Source organism: Paenibacillus sp. J2TS4 (assembly GCF_018403245.1).
Classification (GTDB): domain Bacteria; phylum Bacillota; class Bacilli; order Paenibacillales; family NBRC-103111; genus Paenibacillus_L.
Genome location: NZ_BOSH01000014.1, coordinates 174,096 through 190,928 on the forward strand (window position 1 = coordinate 174,096; position 16,833 = coordinate 190,928).

The window sequence follows — 16,833 nt, forward strand, 5'->3', positions numbered from 1 at the left end:
GCTCACCCCGCTTGTTTATTGTGAATAAATTCAGCAATTTCGTTAATGGTGTTCAAAGGATACAGCATCAAATCCTGATTCGTCACTTCAATGTCGTATTTCTTCTCGATATGAGCGATCAGGGCGGTGGCCCCCATCGAATCAATAAATCCGTAATCGAACAAATGAACGTCGACCGTAAATTCGTCGTCGTCCGGATCAATTTCGTACCGTTCGCGAATGTGCTCTTCCAAGTGGCGGACGATTTCTTCCATAATAGTCCCTCCTGATTGATGATTGCTTCTTATGAATCGAACCTGCTCGGCTGCTGACCGAACGACTAAAGCTCTGGTATTCGGCGGTCTTAAGCAAGCGAACTCGAGCGCTTGAGTCTACTTGCCTGCGAAAGTGCAGTCGAACTCGAATGAATGAGCCTGCTTCGAGCGAATGCCTGCGAAAGTGCAGTCAAATTCGAATAAATAAGCCTTTTCGGTGCAAAATCCTGCAAAAGTGCAGTCAAATTTCTAATTAAAGGGCTAAGGGAGCAGAAATCGGTGATTCTAATGTACTTTTGCAGTCAAAAGTCTTAAATGATCGAATCTCAACCACATGTAATGTATTTTTGCAGTAGATGTGTCAAGACAAGAATCCGTCCGTTTCCTTAGCCCCTATGTTTATTAGTAATTGTTTCTGAAAGTCACATTCGACGGACCGGACCGGCTGTACGGTGGATGGGCTGGGAGGAGACGGGGACTAGCCGTTTCTTCTAAGCTAGCCTTCTCCTCTAAATCGTTTGAAGATGTGGCCCATTCACTGCCTATTCCCAACGTACAATGATTTCGGCGGTGTCCCCATAATGGGTAACGGTATAAGTCTGAGCTTCTTTATCTTCCTCGATCTCCAGATCGTTGCCACCGGGCCCGTCCGCTTGACCGTCTTCATTCGTTCTATCGGACCCTTCAATCTGAACCGGGAACGGACTGAACAGCTTGATTTGTTGCATTCCCGCCTCTAGCAGCTCAATTTTCCACTGCTTATCTCCCTTCACTATGCGGACAGGGACATTGGAGCGGATCAGGTGAATCGGTTCGGTGGCCCAGCTTACTGTTAATTGCGTTGGCTTGGCCAATCCGGTGTATAGGACATCCTCTTGTTTAACAAAAAGATCAGAATCGACGGTCAACGGATGACCGGCTAATGGCTGTCCAGGTTCTATCCGTACGCCCAGCGTTTCCCGGTAAGCACCGGCCTGAGTCGGGATCTCCTTCGTGTCCGCTGATAGGGTCAGCGTCCGGTGAATTCCCCGGCCGAGCTTATCTTTAATCCGGTCTACCCAGTACATTCCCCAGGATTGCCGGACTTCTACCTTAGCGGATAAGGTCGTCAGAAAAGAACGGGCCATCTGCGGCTCGGTAACGAAGTTATAATCATGCTCGGTCCGAACCTGGTCGAAGTAGCGAACGAACTTCTCAAAGCTCGCTTTTTTCCCTTTAAAATATTCAATGTGCTCCATGTAATTGATCGGCATGTCCAATCGAATAATGGAATCGTAAATGTCCAGCGTCGATGACGTTGTGCTGTTGTCATAGATCGGTGAAGGAGCAAACAGCACCATCGGATTCTGCAGTTCCTCATCCATCAACATAAACGGCGTTCCCCACATATAGTCAAGATAAGAACGGGGATCGCTTAACGTATAAGAAGGTCTGAAGCCAAAGTTGAACCATATGCTCTGGGCATTCTCATTGCGCAGCGTTTGCAGACGTTCGGGATGACTGATTCTCCATGTATGCTGATTCGTTCCCGGGTCCTTCCACGGAATCCCCAGCTTATCAAAAGCTTTACGATGAAGCTCCAGTTCCAGCTTCTCCTGCTCGTCACTGACGAAGTTATGCACGAACACGTGCGGATATAGTTCTAAATGGTGATCTCGAGCATATTGTAAAAACTGCTGCAACTCATCGGCGTATGGGAAATCGGGATCATCGATCGTGACCGGGATGCCGAATTCGACTTGACCGACAAGCAGATCATCTTTGCCGTCGCCGTTAATATCATACCATAGCGGTACGGAATTGTGCCCGCCGACCAGGGCATGATTGCCGGCCGGATTTAGCTTGTCGCCGACTAGCGGCCCCTTGGCGCTCCAGCCCGTCTCCTCCTGCACGTACAGCTGGATGTCGCCCTCGTTGCTGCCGACGAGCAGGTCCAGCCGCCCGTCGCCGCTCATGTCGCGGAGCGCCGGCGCCGCGAATTGGCCTGCCGCGCTCACGAGCCGCTCGCCGGCCTCGAACCGCAGCGGCTCGCCGGCGATGCCGCGGTACCGGCGGACGTCGCCGTTCCCGTCCCCGACAACCAGGTCGGGGACGCCGTCTCCATCGACGTCGCCCCACGCCGGCGCCGCGAAGGACGCTACGGCCAGCGGCTCGCCGCCTGCAATCAGCGGCGTGGGCGGTGCGAAGGTGCCGTTTCCTTGATTCAAGGAAACGAACACCGCACCGTGCTCATCGCCGATGAGCAGGTCGGCCCGCCCGCTGCCGGTGACGTCCGCGGCGGCGATTGCGGCATAGCCGGACACGCGCAGCGGCTCGCCTTCGGGCGTGAGCAGCGGCTCCGGCGCGCCGAAGGCGGCGGGCGGCTCAAGCCCGGGCGGCAGCGGCTGGTTGGCGTAGGCATCCGGGTTCATCCCTTCGTTGCGAAGCAGATAGATGAACCCGTCAGCGCTGCCGACCAGCAGGTCCGCGCGGCCGCTGCCGCTCACGTCGGCGAAGGCCGGGTAGGCGCGGTAGGGAAGCTCGATCGGTTCCGAAAGCTGGACGTACTTCGGATACTGGGCGAGCTTCAACGGCTGGCCTTCGCTGACCAGCTTCGCGCCGCTCCCGTAGAAGGAATTGACGTATTCGCCGACGAACTCCGGCTTCTCCTGAGAGCCCGTATTGAGATGAATATTAATCGATTCCCACCATTGTCCCCAATCATAAGAGCCGCGCACGATAGAAAAGGAAGGAATCATCTGATATTCCTTCAGCATCTCCGTCCACTGGATGGCTTCTAAATCCCGGAATGCAGGCAAAGCCTCATAATGATTCTGGAAAGCCATGGCGGGGCGGCCATAAGGCCCCAGCACCTTTGTAATCGAGTAGCCGTATTTTTCTTTACTTAGATAAGATAGAAATTCTCCGCGAAGCTGATAGTTCGCCGCAGCGAACGAAAATTGAAAATAAGGCTCCACCGCAAGCCGGTAACGATTGAAATAAGCGGTGCCCTTCTCCGGCGGTAATTCGTTATAAGGTGCCGCCAGCTGTTGGAATCCAGCAGCCGGATCCATGCCGCTTTGCAGATCAAAGCCCGTAATGAAGTACCGGTTAGGCAGGAACGTGCTGGTTAATAGGACGGAACCTTGCTCCACTTCATGGATCGTCATAATCGGAACTTGATTTAAGGACACGATCGGCTTGGCCGTGGTGGGGATCATACCCTGGCCCCAGTCAAAACCGGGAAGCCTGTCCATCCCTGCATGATTCAGGAAGTTATCGGCGAATGAGCGAAAGACCGTCTGCATTCCGCTAAGATGGGGATCCACCTCCGGATACTCGAATTGCGGCTGGGAGTTGGCGGGCAGCTCGACCAATTGTTCCGCACCCAGGAATTCCGGTGGAAACTCCGAGGCAAACCCATTCTCCAAATAAAGATGTCCTCCCTGGCGGACATATTCGATTAGCTCTTCTTTCTTCGCTTGCAGTGAATCTGAATTTTGCAGATGAATATCCAAATAAACGGCGTCGAATTTAGTCAGCCGGTTCAGACTTAAATCGGCAAGATTGCGGCGTTCCAGATGAATGTTGGCGGCTAGAGCCTGCTCAAAATTGCCCCAGGCGGACAGATCCATGTTATCGCCGTCTGTAGCATAAAGCATATTCACTTGTTCCACTTTCGGGATAAAAAAAAGAGCGGCAATGAGAACAATCAGAACACTGCCGACAATGAAGATCATTCGTTTCGTAAGCTTCAAGGGAGTTTCCTCCGCATCTAAAAATGTCATATGCCATTATAGCATTTTTCGCTGTCGATGTTAATCAAGGTCAAATAAGCACGAATGAGCCCGATTCGAATAACATTGTAACAATTTTGTAATTCGTGTAACAAAAAGCTTTTTAAAAGGGTCTATATAGATAAGAAAAGATAAAGAGGGTATGGAAGGGGAGGCCCGCCATGAAGAAAATGATTATTTCCGCTGCTATTATGTCAGTTATTATTATATCCTCGTTCGGTGTGGCCAGAGCGACCGGTTGGATCGATTACTCTAATCGGGAACAGTCGTTGCCGGGCTCTGCAATGGTTGGCAAAAATAGGGAAATCCAGGAGACCCCAGAGACTAATGGGTCTACAGAGGCTGTAAAGGCTATAGGAATTACGGATACTACTACTGAGGAGGCCCCTCAAACAATGACAAGTATGGATGACCGCTATTATGATCGTCTTCCTGCTGCCGATAGAGCGGGCGGGCCGGGAATTGCGGGCTCTACAGCGGCAGAACCAAGTAAAGCAGAGACGGGCAGGTCCTACGATCCTTCCGATCTTGTCGATAAGGTTCAGCTTGGCTTGACGCAGGAAGAGGTTAAGGAACAGTTTGGTCCTCTGTATGCCGAATTTAGCAACGGTCTGGATGATACACCTGTCTGGCGGTATGACTATCGAGGGGGGAAGCCTCTTAGTCCGGAGGAGTTTACAACGAATGCCGACGAAGTCGATATTAAAGGGCTGGTTGACGGCACCATCCAAGCGCAATTATATATTAATTGGAATGATCAAGGGACTCGGATTAACAGCTATGCGGTGTATTATATGGACAGGGAGCAAGCGGTCGTGGAATACAGGGTGTTTCCGGACGGACAGACAAGGGAAATGAAGATCGCTGGATAATGCAATTGACCCCAAGCTCTAGCAGGCTTATCTGAATTGCTTGTGCAAGAAGGAGTTTGCTGATCGCGAGCCCTCCAGTTCAGGATATTATAAGATAAAAACACGCTTGATCCCTGTTGGGAAGGCGTGTTTTTTTATTTGTTGCAAAAGAAGCGCTGAAGCGCATGTAAGCAACATAGTCATGAAAAAGTGCCAAAGCGCTCTATTTTTTGGAAAATAAATTTTTATCAAAAAAGACGAGGAAAGCGAACAAGAACATGCCAACAAGCAGTATCGAGCCTCCACCAATAAATAGAATAGTAGTGAGAGGGTTGTTGGACTGATTGTACAGCAGCATTCCTACCGGTAGAAGCAAGGCCCCTATTATGGCCAGGACTGCCTGAACTTTGGCAAGCTTAAGCTTCTGAGGCTGTGGAAAAACATAATAAAAAATTCCGTAGGCATACAAGGAAAGCCAACCGACAACAAGAATATGCGAGTGGACGGGGATTAAGGAATAATCTTTGCGGCCGGCCATGTCCGAGCCCAGGATGGCGCCAACAATTGAAAAGACAACCGCAGCGCGAATCAGCCATTTACTGTGAGTAAGCATTGTTGGATCGACTCCATTTTTCTAGTAATAAAGGTTACCGTTTCTATAGAGCTTTAAATCGGTGTTCCATAGATTTCACTCGACGATACGCTCTTCTAGCAAACCATCGTCCGCGACACGCGCCTCCGGCAAACAGCCGGCATGACATGCGGCTTCCGCAAATAACCATCTATGATATGCGCTTCTCGTAGATAATAACCGTTCATGGCTCCCGCCAATCCGATCACTCTATCCGAAAATCACATTCTTCCCGCAAGTAATATTCTTTACTGTCTCTAGCATCGGAAAAGCGAATGACGACGCAATCCGGAGTTATTTTCTCAATGATGCCACCGTCATCTAATAAGGCATATATATCGTCCGCAGTTTTGGTCCATACGGAAACTTTGCGCTGAAGCAGAGCCGCTGCAAACAATTCCATGTCGGTATTCAGCGATTTAAAACTGTACATTTCGGTCACCTCTACTTCATTAGTTCGCCAACGGGTACATCAGTTCCTTCCGGTCATAAAAAAAGATTGAAAAAATAATTCGTTCGTTGATAATGTCACAATTTGGACACATTTTTTTAAGGTTACATTTAGGAAAATTTAAGGCTCGATTATTCTTCTCCTTTTATATTAAGTGTAGCTTTTGCTGACAGGGGTTCTATACAAATAGGGGGAGTTTGCTCAAATATAAGAAAGTATAAGTTATCACCTTATACCTGTTCTTATATTTCATCGGTAAACGCGCATGTCCAAAGGACGGCGATAGCCGTTTAACCTTGAGTAAATTTTTGAGTCGAAGGAGGAGGGTTATTAGTGCTTGAGGTAAAGCAGGTGAGCAAGTGGTTTTCTCAACAAAGAGGAGTCAGTGAAATCGATTTTGCGATGAATCGGGGGGAAATCGTTGGTTTTCTAGGGCCTAACGGAGCAGGCAAAACAACAACGATGAGGATGATTACCGGTTACCTCAATCCGACCTCAGGAAGTATTCTGGTGGACGGTCTGTCCATGGCTGAACATCCGAAGAAGGCCCGGCGCCAAATCGGTTATTTGCCGGAAACCCCGCCCTTATATCCGGAAATGACGATAGCGTCCTATCTGAAATTTGTTGCCGATTTACGGGAAATTCCCCGTCGGGAGCAGAAGAGCCGAATCGGCGAGGTGATAGAGAAGCTGGGGCTGCAGGGGCGAGAGAAGCAAATTATCCGCAGTCTGTCCAAAGGATATAAACAACGTGTGGGGCTGGCTCAAGCGATTTTACATAAGCCTGATTTGCTTATTTTGGACGAGCCGACTTCCGGACTGGACCCCAATCAAATCATCGAGATCAGACAGTTGATTCGAGAGCTTGGGGAGAACCATACCGTGCTTCTGAGCACTCACATTTTGCCGGAGGTCCACGCGATTTGTACACGGGTGCTTATTATTAACAAGGGAAGAATAGTGCTGGATAACAAACCGGAGCAAATCGCCCAATCGATGGGGCAGGCTTTTGAAGTGAAGCTGGAGGTAAGGGGACCGTTGGAGACGGTTAAAGAACAGTTGGAGCAATTGGATACCGTTGAATCCGTCCAGGTTATTGAAGCGGCCGCTGAAGAAAGCGAGGAGAACTCGACGCGACTGCTCGTTGTATCCAGAGATCGTCAAGATATACGGGAAGCTCTATTCTTCCGGATGGCGGAGCTCGGCTACCCTATTATTGGCATGGAAAGAGAACGGATGAGCTTGGAAGACATCTTCGTGAAATTAACGACAGAGGAGACAGAGGGAATAGCTAACTCAGATGGCTCAGGCGAATCAGATGATTCGGAAGGCTCGGATGATTCTCCTGTGGAATCGTCTGGCAAGCAGGACGAACCGGTAAAGGCAGAGGAAGACGGGGAGGTAACTCGTCATGGGTAAAATAAAAGCGATTTGTGTCAAAGAGCTGCAAATGTATTTTTATTCGCCGACCGCCTATGTAGCCTTCGCATTTTATTTTCTTGCCAGTGGTCTTATGTTCAGTCTGGATTTTCTCAGCTTTCCGGTTGTAGACATTCGTCCATTGCTTGGAAGCATTCTCGTTATTTATTTATTTACTATCCCACTTCTGACGATGCGGTTAGTTTCCGATGAATGGAGACAAGGCACGGATGAGCTTCTGCTTACCTCTCCGGCTTCGGTATGGGAAATTATTATGGGCAAGTATGCCGCGGCTCTAGTTGTCCAGTTGGTTCTTGTTGTCGGAACACTGGTTTATCCTTTAATTATGTCATTCTACGGAGATTTGGATCAGCCGGTGCTGTGGTTGTCTTATTTAAGTTTGTTTTTACTGGGAGCGGCCATGATGGCGGTAGGCTTGTTTGCGTCTACATTATCCGCTCAACAAATGGTGGCCGGAATTATCGGATTTGCGATGCTGCTCGGCCTGTGGATGATCGATTGGCTTGGCGAAAGCTTGTTTTACTCATCCAGAGAATGGTTCCAGGCTTTTTCGATTGTGGGGCGGCTGTCCAATTTTAACAAAGGTGTTCTGGATGGGGCCGACGTGTTGTTTTATGTAACATTAATTGCTGTGTTTATAATATTGAGCGTGCAAGCGCTCGAAAGAAAACGTTGGAGATAGGGGGGAGATCCGTGAAAAATTGGATTAAAGGAACTAATGCAACGATCCTGTCCTTAGCCGTTATCGGATTGTTCATCTTGCTCACGATCTTCCTTCATTCAATGAAAGGGCTTCAATGGGATCTGACGGCTAATAAAAAGTTTACTTTGTCGGATCAAACGGTGACGGCTCTGAAGGAGTTGGATAAACCCGTTCATGTGGTGGCTTTTTCTTCACAGGACCCTTATATGGACCGTCAAGTGACGGATTTATTGCAGGAGTATCAAAAAAGAAGCGGAAATTTCACTTACGAATTCATCGATCCCGTGAAGCAGCCCTCGATTGCGCAGCAATACAAAATTGATCAATACGGCACCATTGTATTCGATAACAATGGGCAGACCAAAAACCTGTACAGCTATGAGCTGTTCGGTTACGGTTCGACAGAGGGCTCTTATGCGTTCAGCGGGGAAGAGAAATTCACTCAGGCTCTTGTAAGTCTGACTTCCAACGAGAAGCGGAAGGTATATTTTTTAACGGGACATGGTGAAATGACGAGCACGCAGCTTCCATCTTTCGTCTCCAATTTGACAGGCGAAGGGTACGAGGTGAGTGATTTAAATCTGGTTCAGGAGGCACAAATTCCCGAGGATGCTGAATCTATTTTTGTGCTGTCTCCGCAGAGCGATCTTACGGAGGCGGAGCAAGAGCTGCTCAAGGGATACGCAGAAGGTGAGGGGCGGCTCCTGGTTACCCTCGATCTTGCGCAAAATATGGACCAATGGGCTAACTGGAACGAAATCCTGGGAATATACGGAGTTACCAACGAACATGCATTAATTATCGATTCCAAGCAGACGTTGATGAACGATCCGTTCACGATCGTCCCGACCTATAACTATCACCAAATTGTCAATAAGTTAAGGGAAGAAAATCGGATTACGCTTTTCCCCGGCGCTATTGGACTGAGCTTCGACTCTTCTAACGAAAATTGGAAAGCGTCGACGATTCTTAAATCATCAGACAATGCTTACGGTAAAACCAATCTGGGGCTGTTCGCTTCGGGCCAGATCCGGATGGAGGATTTAAATAAAACGGACGATGATTTGAGCGGCCCGATTGATTTGGCTTATGCGATAGAGAATGGAGATGGGAAGCCAAAGGCGGTCATTATTGGCAATGGCGTGTTTTTGTCCGATCAGCTGCTTAATCAACAAGGAAACCGCGATTTTATTCTGAACAGCATCGGCTGGCTGAATGAAAGGGAAAGCTCGGTGACGATCCGGCCTCGTGAAGAAGCGCAGCTCCAACAAGCGTTCTTATCGGCTTCCCAGGCTAACACTATCTTCATTGGGACGGTTGTCGTCATCCCGCTTCTGTTCCTGATTACCGGCGGGCTGATCTGGTGGAGGAGGCGACGGGGATGAAGAAATTTATACCTACCCTTGTCCTGGTCGTCTTATGTATTGCCGGATTCAGCTACGCATCCTCCCAGAATTGGTTTAAAGATTCGGCAGAGGATGAAGCTAAGGAACTGCTTTCCATTCCGGCAGAGGAAGTAGAGAAGATAGCGATAAGCTCTGCGGACAATGATTCGGAAGAGTTGGGCCCAACCGTTCAACTAGTTAAAGAAAACGATGGGTGGCGGATAAGTGATCCGGTCCCCTATCCGGTAAACCTTTATATGGTGGATAACTGGCTGGGGACATTTGCAGGTCTTTCTTATACCGATAAAGTAGAGGAGAATCCCGCTGAGTTGGAGTCATTCGGTCTTGAATCACCCGATCACCGATTTGAAGTGACACTTAAGGACGGTACGGTCAAAAAGATCGGGATCGGCAACCCTCTTCCTATAGGAGACGGGTATTATGCCAAGGCGGACGACGATCCGGCCGTCTATTCTATCAGCGGGTATTCTGTGCAGTCGCTGAACAAGCAAGTCATTGATTTTATAGATAAGAGTGCATTTAAAGTGGACTATAATCTTGTTAATGCCATATCGCTCGTATGGAAGGGAGAAAGCATTCAGTTAGATAAGCTGGAGCCCGATAAGAATGCCTATGAATCTAAATGGAAGCTGGATGGGCAGGAAGTTGAGGCTAATGCAGGCAGCGGGGTGCTGGATAAGCTGACTATGATTTCTACCGCTCAGCTGCCGATCCCGGCGGGTGAAGCAAATCTGGATGGGGCAGAGCTTCGTGTGGAAGTTAAGGAGGGCCAGGGAGAAGAGGCACAGACGGTCATTTTTATCGGAAAAATAGAGAATGGTAAAGTTAACGTGGCTAGGGAAGGAGCGGAGTGGGCCTTTATCGTAGAGGAGAATGATCTGGACCAGCTGTGGGAACAGGCTAAGCAGGTTCTGGCCTCCGCTGCTGACAACGGCGGCGAGGAAACCATCGATGGTACCTCTGCGGAAACGGGCAGCGACTAGCGATTATTATGTCGACGTTAAAGAATGACAGTCGTTGAAGTGGAAAAAATAGAGAGAAAGATGTCTTTTGGGAGCATTTTGCATTTTTCTCCATCTGGGGCCAGTTCCGTACGGAACTGGCTTAGTTTTTTTATGCGGAAAACATTAGGCCTAAATTAGGAGATATACTGTTAAATAAGGGTACCGGTGTTGATATGTTAATTACGAACCCCCATAACGTTAAACCACTATTTTCGCCCCGTTTCTAACTTTAAAGAAACTCTGTATCGTTATATAACTTTTTTTGCATCCTTTTATCGCTTTTTCCGCTTATACGTTACCTGGATTCGTTAAAATCCCGCTGCGCTTGTTTCTGCATCCAATATGGCTGCCCAGTTTCGTTAGAACGCTTGGGGCCCTTTCAGCTACTTCGGTTGTTAAATAATCAACTCCTTTCTTGCGGTACTCCAGCATATTTACATAGAACAATTATTTATAGATCAATATTTATCCACTAATTTATGGAAGTGTTGAGAACAAAGGTTCCCTTTGGTATACTATAACGGAGAGGTTATTTGACACTCCTCGGACGCTGGAATAGACTGAAAAGGAATAGATTCGGACAGCGAAATCGAGACGTTGCCGCGGAGGGTGAAAGTGTGGAATTAGACATTCGTAAGTGGAAGCATGTGTTTAAATTAGATCCGGATCGGACTCTCTCGGATGAAGCTCTGGAGAAGGTGTGCCAGTCCGGAACGGATGCCATCATGGTGGGCGGTTCCTCTGGAGTTACCTTCGATAATACGGTCGATCTGCTCAGCAGAATTCGCAGATTTGCCGTCAATTGCGTATTGGAGATCTCTGTGGCAGAAGCGATCGTTCCCGGCTTTGACCTGTATCTGATCCCGGTTGTGCTCAACACGTCCGATGGACAATGGATTACAGGGTTTCATCAGCAGGCCATCCGGGAGTACGGGGCGATGATCGACTGGGATACCGTTATTCCGGAAGGCTATATTATAATGAATGAACAATCTACGGTTGCCGCTGTCACTGGAGCGGACTCGAGCCTGGATGATAAAGACCTGGCCGCTTACGCCCGAATGGCGGACAAGCTGTTCCGATTTCCAGTAGTCTATATTGAATACAGCGGGCGCTTTGGCAATATCGACCTCGTGAAAAAAGCGTCGCAAGTGCTGGAAGAGGCCCGCCTGTTCTATGGAGGAGGCATCGACGGACCGGATAAAGCAAGATTGGCCGCGGAGTGTGCAGATACGATCGTCGTAGGCAATATCATCTATGATGATTTAGAAGCCGCGCTGGCTACCGTGGAGGCAGTCAAGTCTTGAACAACGGCCGGGACATGTAAAGGAGAGCGCCAAATATTTTAGGATAAACCAAGCAGGAAGGTTAAGGATAATGATAAATTCTATAAATGATATATATAAAGCAATCGACCATTTAAATCCTGAGCAGAGGCAGGCCGTACATAGTGTGGACGGCCCGCTTCTGATTATGGCGGGGGCCGGCAGCGGCAAGACCAGAGTGCTGACCCATCGAATCGCCTATTTAATTGCCAGCGGCAAGGCGGCTCCCTGGAGTATTCTTGCCATTACGTTTACGAATAAGGCGGCTCGCGAAATGCAGGACAGGGTAGAGAAGCTCGCCGGAGCTTCGGCGCGGGATATTTGGGTGTCTACCTTCCACTCTATGTGCGTTCGTATTTTGCGTAGAGACATTTCGCGAATCGGTTACACCTCGAATTTTTCCATTCTGGATTCGGCGGACCAGTTGTCCGTCATTCGATCCTGTGTTAAAGAACTGAATATCGATCCCAAAAAATTCGATCCCAAAGCTATTCAGGCGTCGATCAGCAGCGCCAAGAATGAACTGATTACTCCAGAGCGGTATGAGAATCAGATTGGCGATTATTTCCAAGGGATCGTTGCCAAAGTATACACTATGTATCAGAAGAGACTGAAAAGCAATAATTCTCTTGATTTTGACGATCTGATTATGAAAACGATCGAGCTTTTTCAAGAGGTTCCGGAAGTGCTTGATTTTTACCAAAATAAATTTCTTTATATCCATGTGGATGAGTATCAGGATACGAACCGAGCCCAATACATGCTATGCCGGATGATTGCGGATAAGCATCACCGGATTTGCGTCGTCGGAGACAGTGATCAATCGATCTATCGTTGGAGAGGCGCGGATATTTCGAATATTCTAAACTTTGAAAAGGATTATCCGGAGACGAAGACGATTTTGCTTGAGCAAAACTATCGGTCCACTGCTAACATTCTGGATGCCGCAAACGCCGTTATTGCGAACAATGCCGGAAGGAAGGCTAAGCAGCTCTGGACGGATAAAGGAGAGGGCCCCAAAATCAAGTTCTACCAGGCTGATTCGGAGCATGAGGAAGGCTATTATATTGCTTCGGAAATTAATAAGGGCAAAGGAATGGGCCGCACTTATTCTGATTACGCTATATTATATAGAACCAATGCCCAATCTCGGGTCATAGAGGAAATTTTGATCAAATCCGATATTCCCTACAAAATCATCGGCGGAATCAAGTTCTATGATCGTAAAGAAATTAAAGATATTCTCGCTTATTTGCGTTTGATTTCAAATCCGGATGACGATATCAGTTTAAGCCGAATCATCAACGTTCCGAAGCGGGGGATTGGAGATACGACCCTTGCCCGGTTAACGGAAAAAGCCGCTGAACGCGGCGTCTCGGTCTATGCTATGTTGGCCGATGTTGAAATGCTGGAAATCAGCTCACGGGCAAAAGGGGCGCTGCACGAGTTCAGGGAGATGATTGCGAACCTGCATCATATGGTCGACTATCTATCCGTTACGGAGTTGACGGAGCAGATGCTGGAGCGAACGCAGTATCGCCTGGAGCTGGAACGGGAAAGAACGATAGAAGCTACAACAAGGCTGGAAAATATCGATGAGTTTTTATCCGTTACGCTTGATTTTGAAAAGCGAAATGAAGATAAATCGCTCGTCTCGTTTTTAACGGATCTAGCCTTGATTGCAGATATCGACACGATGGATCAAGTGGAGGATGACACTTCAGCTAATGCCGTCGTTTTAATGACGATGCACAGTGCTAAAGGTTTGGAATTCCCCTTCGTTTTTGTTATTGGGATGGAGGAAGGGGTCTTTCCTCATAGTCGAGCCCTGATGGACGATCAGGAATTAGAGGAAGAGCGCCGTCTGGCCTATGTAGGCATTACTCGGGCAGAGGAACAGCTGCATCTTACCTGTGCCCGGATGCGGGTTTTGTTCGGCCGTACAAGCAGCAATGCCCCTTCACGGTTCTTGCTGGAAATTCCAGAAGAGCTGGTGGAGAATTGCTCCCCCTCCGGGGATCGTTACGGACGTGTAGGAGGAGGCTCCTTCTCGAGCAATAGGATTGCTGGGCAGTCGAATTCGGCCGCGACTTCCCGACCGAAGCCTGCAGCTCCGACGATCAACAATGTAGGTGATTTTGCTAATGGAGACAAGGTACAGCACGGCAAATGGGGAATGGGAGTGATCGTCGCGATTAAAGGAAGCGGGGAGAACACGGAATTGCAAATTGCTTTCCCTGCGCCGATCGGAGTCAAGAGACTGCTTGCCAAGTTCGCTCCGATTACCAAAGTATAGGAGGGATGGGAGATCATCCAGAGGTGATCACTTTGTGCTTTTGATTTCTTAGTTGGAAGCGGGATGACAATTTGGAAAGGATGAGAACGGCCTGTGGAAGAACAATTAAACGAAATGAGAGCATTAATTGAAGAAATCAATCGACACAATTATCTTTACTATACGATGGACTCTCCGGAATTAACCGATCAAGATTATGACAAGCTGTATGATCGACTGGTGGAGTTGGAAAAAGCGACCGGAACCGTTCTTTCCCATTCTCCCACCCAGAGAGTAGGGGGAGAGCTGCTCAAAGGCTTCGAGCCATACAGACACCGAGCCCGTCTGTGGAGCTTGGACAAAGCCCAGAACCAAGACAGTCTGATGGCCTGGCATCAACGTGCCCTCAAACTGGTCGATCAATACAATCAAGCTAATCCGGAGACTCCCCTGCCGCCCCTGTCTTTTGTAGTGGAGTTGAAGTTTGACGGATTGACGTTGAATTTAACTTATGATCGAGGAGAGCTCGTTCAGGCAGCTACTCGCGGGAATGGGACGGTTGGCGAAGGCATTCTTGCCCAGGTTAAAACGATTCGATCGGTGCCGCTCACTATACCGTATCAGGAAGGAATCATTGAGGTACAAGGGGAAGGGCTGATGTTTTTATCCGTCCTGGAGGAGTATAACAAGACAGCCGCTGAACCGTTAAAGAATGCACGCAATGCAGCCGCGGGAGCGCTTCGCAATCTTAACCCAGCTATTACAGCCAGTCGCAAACTGGATGCCTTTTTCTATAATGTAGGCTTCTCCGATCAGAGGGCATTCGCTACTCATGAGGAAATGCTTCAGTTTTTGAGGGATAACCGGTTTAAAGTGAATCCTTATGTCCATTTTGTTGATTCTATAGAAGGAGTAATGAATGAGCTTGAAGCCATTACCGAGCAAAGACATGATATGGACTTTTTAATAGATGGAGCGGTCGTTAAAATTAATGATATCCGCACCCGGGAAGTGTTGGGATATACTGAAAAGTTCCCTCGTTGGGCGATTGCCTATAAATTTGAAGCGGAGGAAGCGACCACGATTCTTCGATCCGTCTCCTGGGAAGTCGGGCGAACGGGCAAGCTAACCCCAGTGGCGACAGTAGATCCGGTGGAGCTGGCCGGGGTTACAGTGCAAAGATGTACCCTGAACAATATAGGCGATATTGAACGGAAAAATTTAAAGCGTGCTCTGGGCAGTCTCGTTTACATTCGAAGATCGAATGACGTGATCCCGGAAATATTGGGTAGAGCAACGGATGCGGAGGAGGGTCAGGAGATCGTCTATCCGACGGTCTGTCCATCCTGCGGGACCTCTCTGATAGAGAGGGGAGCCCATATCTTTTGTCCTAACCGGCTGGAATGTCCTCCTCAGTTGGTGGCCCGAATTACACATTTTGCCTCAAGGGATGCTATGGACATCGATACATTCAGTATCGCTACGGCAGAACAGCTTTATAAAGAAGTAGATGTGAGAGATCCGGCGGATCTATATGGGCTAGCTTTTGATCAATTGATCGGTTTGGAGCGGTTCGGAGAGAAGAAGGCGAATAATTTACTGGCGGCTATTGAGAAAAGTAAAGAATGTGATCTTGCTTCTTTCTTATTCGCTCTCGGTATTCCGAACACTGGCAAAACGACAACGAAAGAGCTGGCCGACCATTATCGAAGTCTCGACAAGATTATGCAGGCTTCTATAGAGGAGCTAATGGAGATCCCTGACATTGGCGGAATTGTTGCCGAAAGCATCGTAAGCTTCTTTGCTGATCCGCTTATGCGTTCCAGTATAGAACGAATGTTGGCTGCCGGAGTACGTCCCCATGCAGAGGAACATAGCGTTTCCGCTAATGAGGATCACCCATTTTATGGTAAGACGGTAGTTGTAACCGGGACGCTGGAGGCGTTCGGGCGGGATGAAGCAACCAAAAAGCTGGAGGCGCTTGGCGCCAAGGTGACGGGCAGTGTTTCAAAAAAGACGGATTTGGTCATTGCCGGCGCAAATGCCGGAAGCAAGCTTACGAAGGCGCGTGAACTGGGGATTGAGGTCATCGATGACGAAGAACAATTTTTAAAAATGTTAGGCGAGAGCGTCCGGTAAATCGGGCGCTTTTTCTGTAATAATGGAGGAGCGGTGTTTTTTCGATTTTTGCAACTACCGTTTCATACAATTCAATTACAACATGCCGTTAAGGCGGACGTTTCAAACGATGTAATTAGGTTTAAGTTATCCATAACCGGTTGGCGCCAATTGGCAGTTGATTTTAACTGGTGGGCGTGATATATTAATAATCCCTCATTTGAACAAGGGTGCTTTTTCATTTGGCAAGATTAATGGATAACATCCTGCAAAACGTTGTTAATAACGTTACAAAAAATGGGGAGAAAATTAGTATTGACATTAGTCTAAAGTGCTGGTAAGATATGATCTTGTCACCACAAAACACAGTGTGACTTAACGAAAGCTCTTTGAAAACTGAACAAATGAATTTCAAGATGAAACAAGCCAGTGCGAAGCGGTCTTCGGATCGTGAGCAGAACCGTTAATGAATGAACGAATGAGCTAATCGCTCTTCAATAAATGAGCTTCCGTGACGGGACTTAGGTCATTGTCATGGGGAACTTTTACGGAGAGTTTGATCCTGGCTCAGGACGAACGCTGGCGGCGTGCCTAATACA

General features: G+C 48.2%; 12 protein-coding genes. 8 read left to right on the forward strand and 4 right to left on the reverse strand.

The annotated features are described in order from the left end of the window. Positions 1 to 2: 2 nt before the first annotated feature. Both KJS69_RS24005 and KJS69_RS24010 read right to left on the reverse strand, forming a co-directional pair. On the reverse strand, positions 3 to 254 hold the full coding sequence (locus KJS69_RS24005; RefSeq protein ID WP_213586332.1) for an acyl carrier protein: 252 nt from the start codon (positions 252 to 254) through the stop codon (positions 3 to 5). A 542-nt stretch (positions 255 to 796) separates the two neighbouring features. Further along, positions 797 to 3,991 (reverse strand): FG-GAP repeat domain-containing protein, encoded by a 3,195-nt coding sequence (locus KJS69_RS24010; protein ID WP_213586333.1) that lies wholly within the window; start codon positions 3,989 to 3,991, stop codon positions 797 to 799. Positions 3,992 to 4,191: 200 nt separating this feature from the next. Here KJS69_RS24010 and KJS69_RS24015 point away from each other — a divergent pair, with 200 nt between their 5' ends. Then, positions 4,192 to 4,902 (forward strand): hypothetical protein, encoded by a 711-nt coding sequence (locus tag KJS69_RS24015; protein WP_213586334.1) that lies wholly within the window; start codon positions 4,192 to 4,194, stop codon positions 4,900 to 4,902. Positions 4,903 to 5,104: 202 nt separating this feature from the next. Here KJS69_RS24015 and KJS69_RS24020 read toward each other — a convergent pair whose 3' ends face one another. Together KJS69_RS24020 and KJS69_RS24025 are read right to left on the reverse strand one after the other, a co-directional pair. Beyond that, on the reverse strand, positions 5,105 to 5,494 hold the full coding sequence (locus KJS69_RS24020) for a hypothetical protein (RefSeq protein ID WP_213586335.1): 390 nt from the start codon (positions 5,492 to 5,494) through the stop codon (positions 5,105 to 5,107). Between the two features lie 223 nt (positions 5,495 to 5,717). Next, complete coding sequence (locus KJS69_RS24025) at positions 5,718 to 5,945, reverse strand: hypothetical protein (RefSeq protein WP_213586336.1); 228 nt, start codon at positions 5,943 to 5,945, stop codon at positions 5,718 to 5,720. 351 nt (positions 5,946 to 6,296) lie between these two features. On the opposite strand from KJS69_RS24025, the gene KJS69_RS24030 reads away from it, so the two are divergent. From KJS69_RS24030 to ligA, 7 genes are all read left to right on the forward strand, one after another. Next, positions 6,297 to 7,382, forward strand: coding sequence for an ABC transporter ATP-binding protein (locus tag KJS69_RS24030; protein ID WP_213586337.1), 1,086 nt, complete (start codon positions 6,297 to 6,299; stop codon positions 7,380 to 7,382). After that, the gene (locus tag KJS69_RS24035; RefSeq protein ID WP_213586338.1) at positions 7,375 to 8,085 is read left to right on the forward strand and encodes an ABC transporter permease; all 711 of its coding nucleotides are present in this window, start codon (positions 7,375 to 7,377) and stop codon (positions 8,083 to 8,085) included. Before KJS69_RS24030 ends, KJS69_RS24035 begins: the two co-directional genes overlap by 8 nt. An 11-nt stretch (positions 8,086 to 8,096) precedes the next feature. Beyond that, positions 8,097 to 9,491 (forward strand): GldG family protein, encoded by a 1,395-nt coding sequence (locus tag KJS69_RS24040; RefSeq protein WP_213586339.1) that lies wholly within the window; start codon positions 8,097 to 8,099, stop codon positions 9,489 to 9,491. Next, a complete protein-coding gene (locus KJS69_RS24045) occupies positions 9,488 to 10,495 on the forward strand; it encodes a DUF4340 domain-containing protein (protein ID WP_213586340.1) in 1,008 nt (335 codons plus the stop codon). The genes KJS69_RS24040 and KJS69_RS24045 overlap by 4 nt, the downstream gene beginning before the upstream one ends. A 638-nt stretch (positions 10,496 to 11,133) precedes the next feature. Continuing rightward, complete coding sequence (gene pcrB / locus KJS69_RS24050; protein ID WP_213586341.1) at positions 11,134 to 11,823, forward strand: heptaprenylglyceryl phosphate synthase; 690 nt, start codon at positions 11,134 to 11,136, stop codon at positions 11,821 to 11,823. Between the two features lie 73 nt (positions 11,824 to 11,896). After that, positions 11,897 to 14,137, forward strand: coding sequence for a DNA helicase PcrA (gene pcrA / locus KJS69_RS24055; protein ID WP_213586352.1), 2,241 nt, complete (start codon positions 11,897 to 11,899; stop codon positions 14,135 to 14,137). 114 nt (positions 14,138 to 14,251) lie between these two features. Next, the gene (ligA, locus tag KJS69_RS24060; protein WP_213586353.1) at positions 14,252 to 16,255 is read left to right on the forward strand and encodes an NAD-dependent DNA ligase LigA; all 2,004 of its coding nucleotides are present in this window, start codon (positions 14,252 to 14,254) and stop codon (positions 16,253 to 16,255) included. Positions 16,256 to 16,833: the final 578 nt, after the last annotated feature.

Excerpts from the sequence above, each read along its gene's own strand:
- KJS69_RS24005 (WP_213586332.1), bottom strand. The coding sequence starts at position 254 with ATGGAAGAAATCGTCCGCCACTTGGAAGAGCACATTCGCGAACGGTAC.
- KJS69_RS24015 (WP_213586334.1), top strand. The coding sequence starts at position 4,192 with ATGAAGAAAATGATTATTTCCGCTGCTATTATGTCAGTTATTATTATA.
- KJS69_RS24020 (WP_213586335.1), bottom strand. The coding sequence starts at position 5,494 with ATGCTTACTCACAGTAAATGGCTGATTCGCGCTGCGGTTGTCTTTTCA.
- KJS69_RS24025 (WP_213586336.1), bottom strand. The coding sequence starts at position 5,945 with ATGTACAGTTTTAAATCGCTGAATACCGACATGGAATTGTTTGCAGCG.
- KJS69_RS24035 (WP_213586338.1), top strand. The coding sequence starts at position 7,375 with ATGGGTAAAATAAAAGCGATTTGTGTCAAAGAGCTGCAAATGTATTTT.
- KJS69_RS24045 (WP_213586340.1), top strand. The coding sequence starts at position 9,488 with ATGAAGAAATTTATACCTACCCTTGTCCTGGTCGTCTTATGTATTGCC.
- ligA (WP_213586353.1), top strand. The coding sequence starts at position 14,252 with ATGAGAGCATTAATTGAAGAAATCAATCGACACAATTATCTTTACTAT.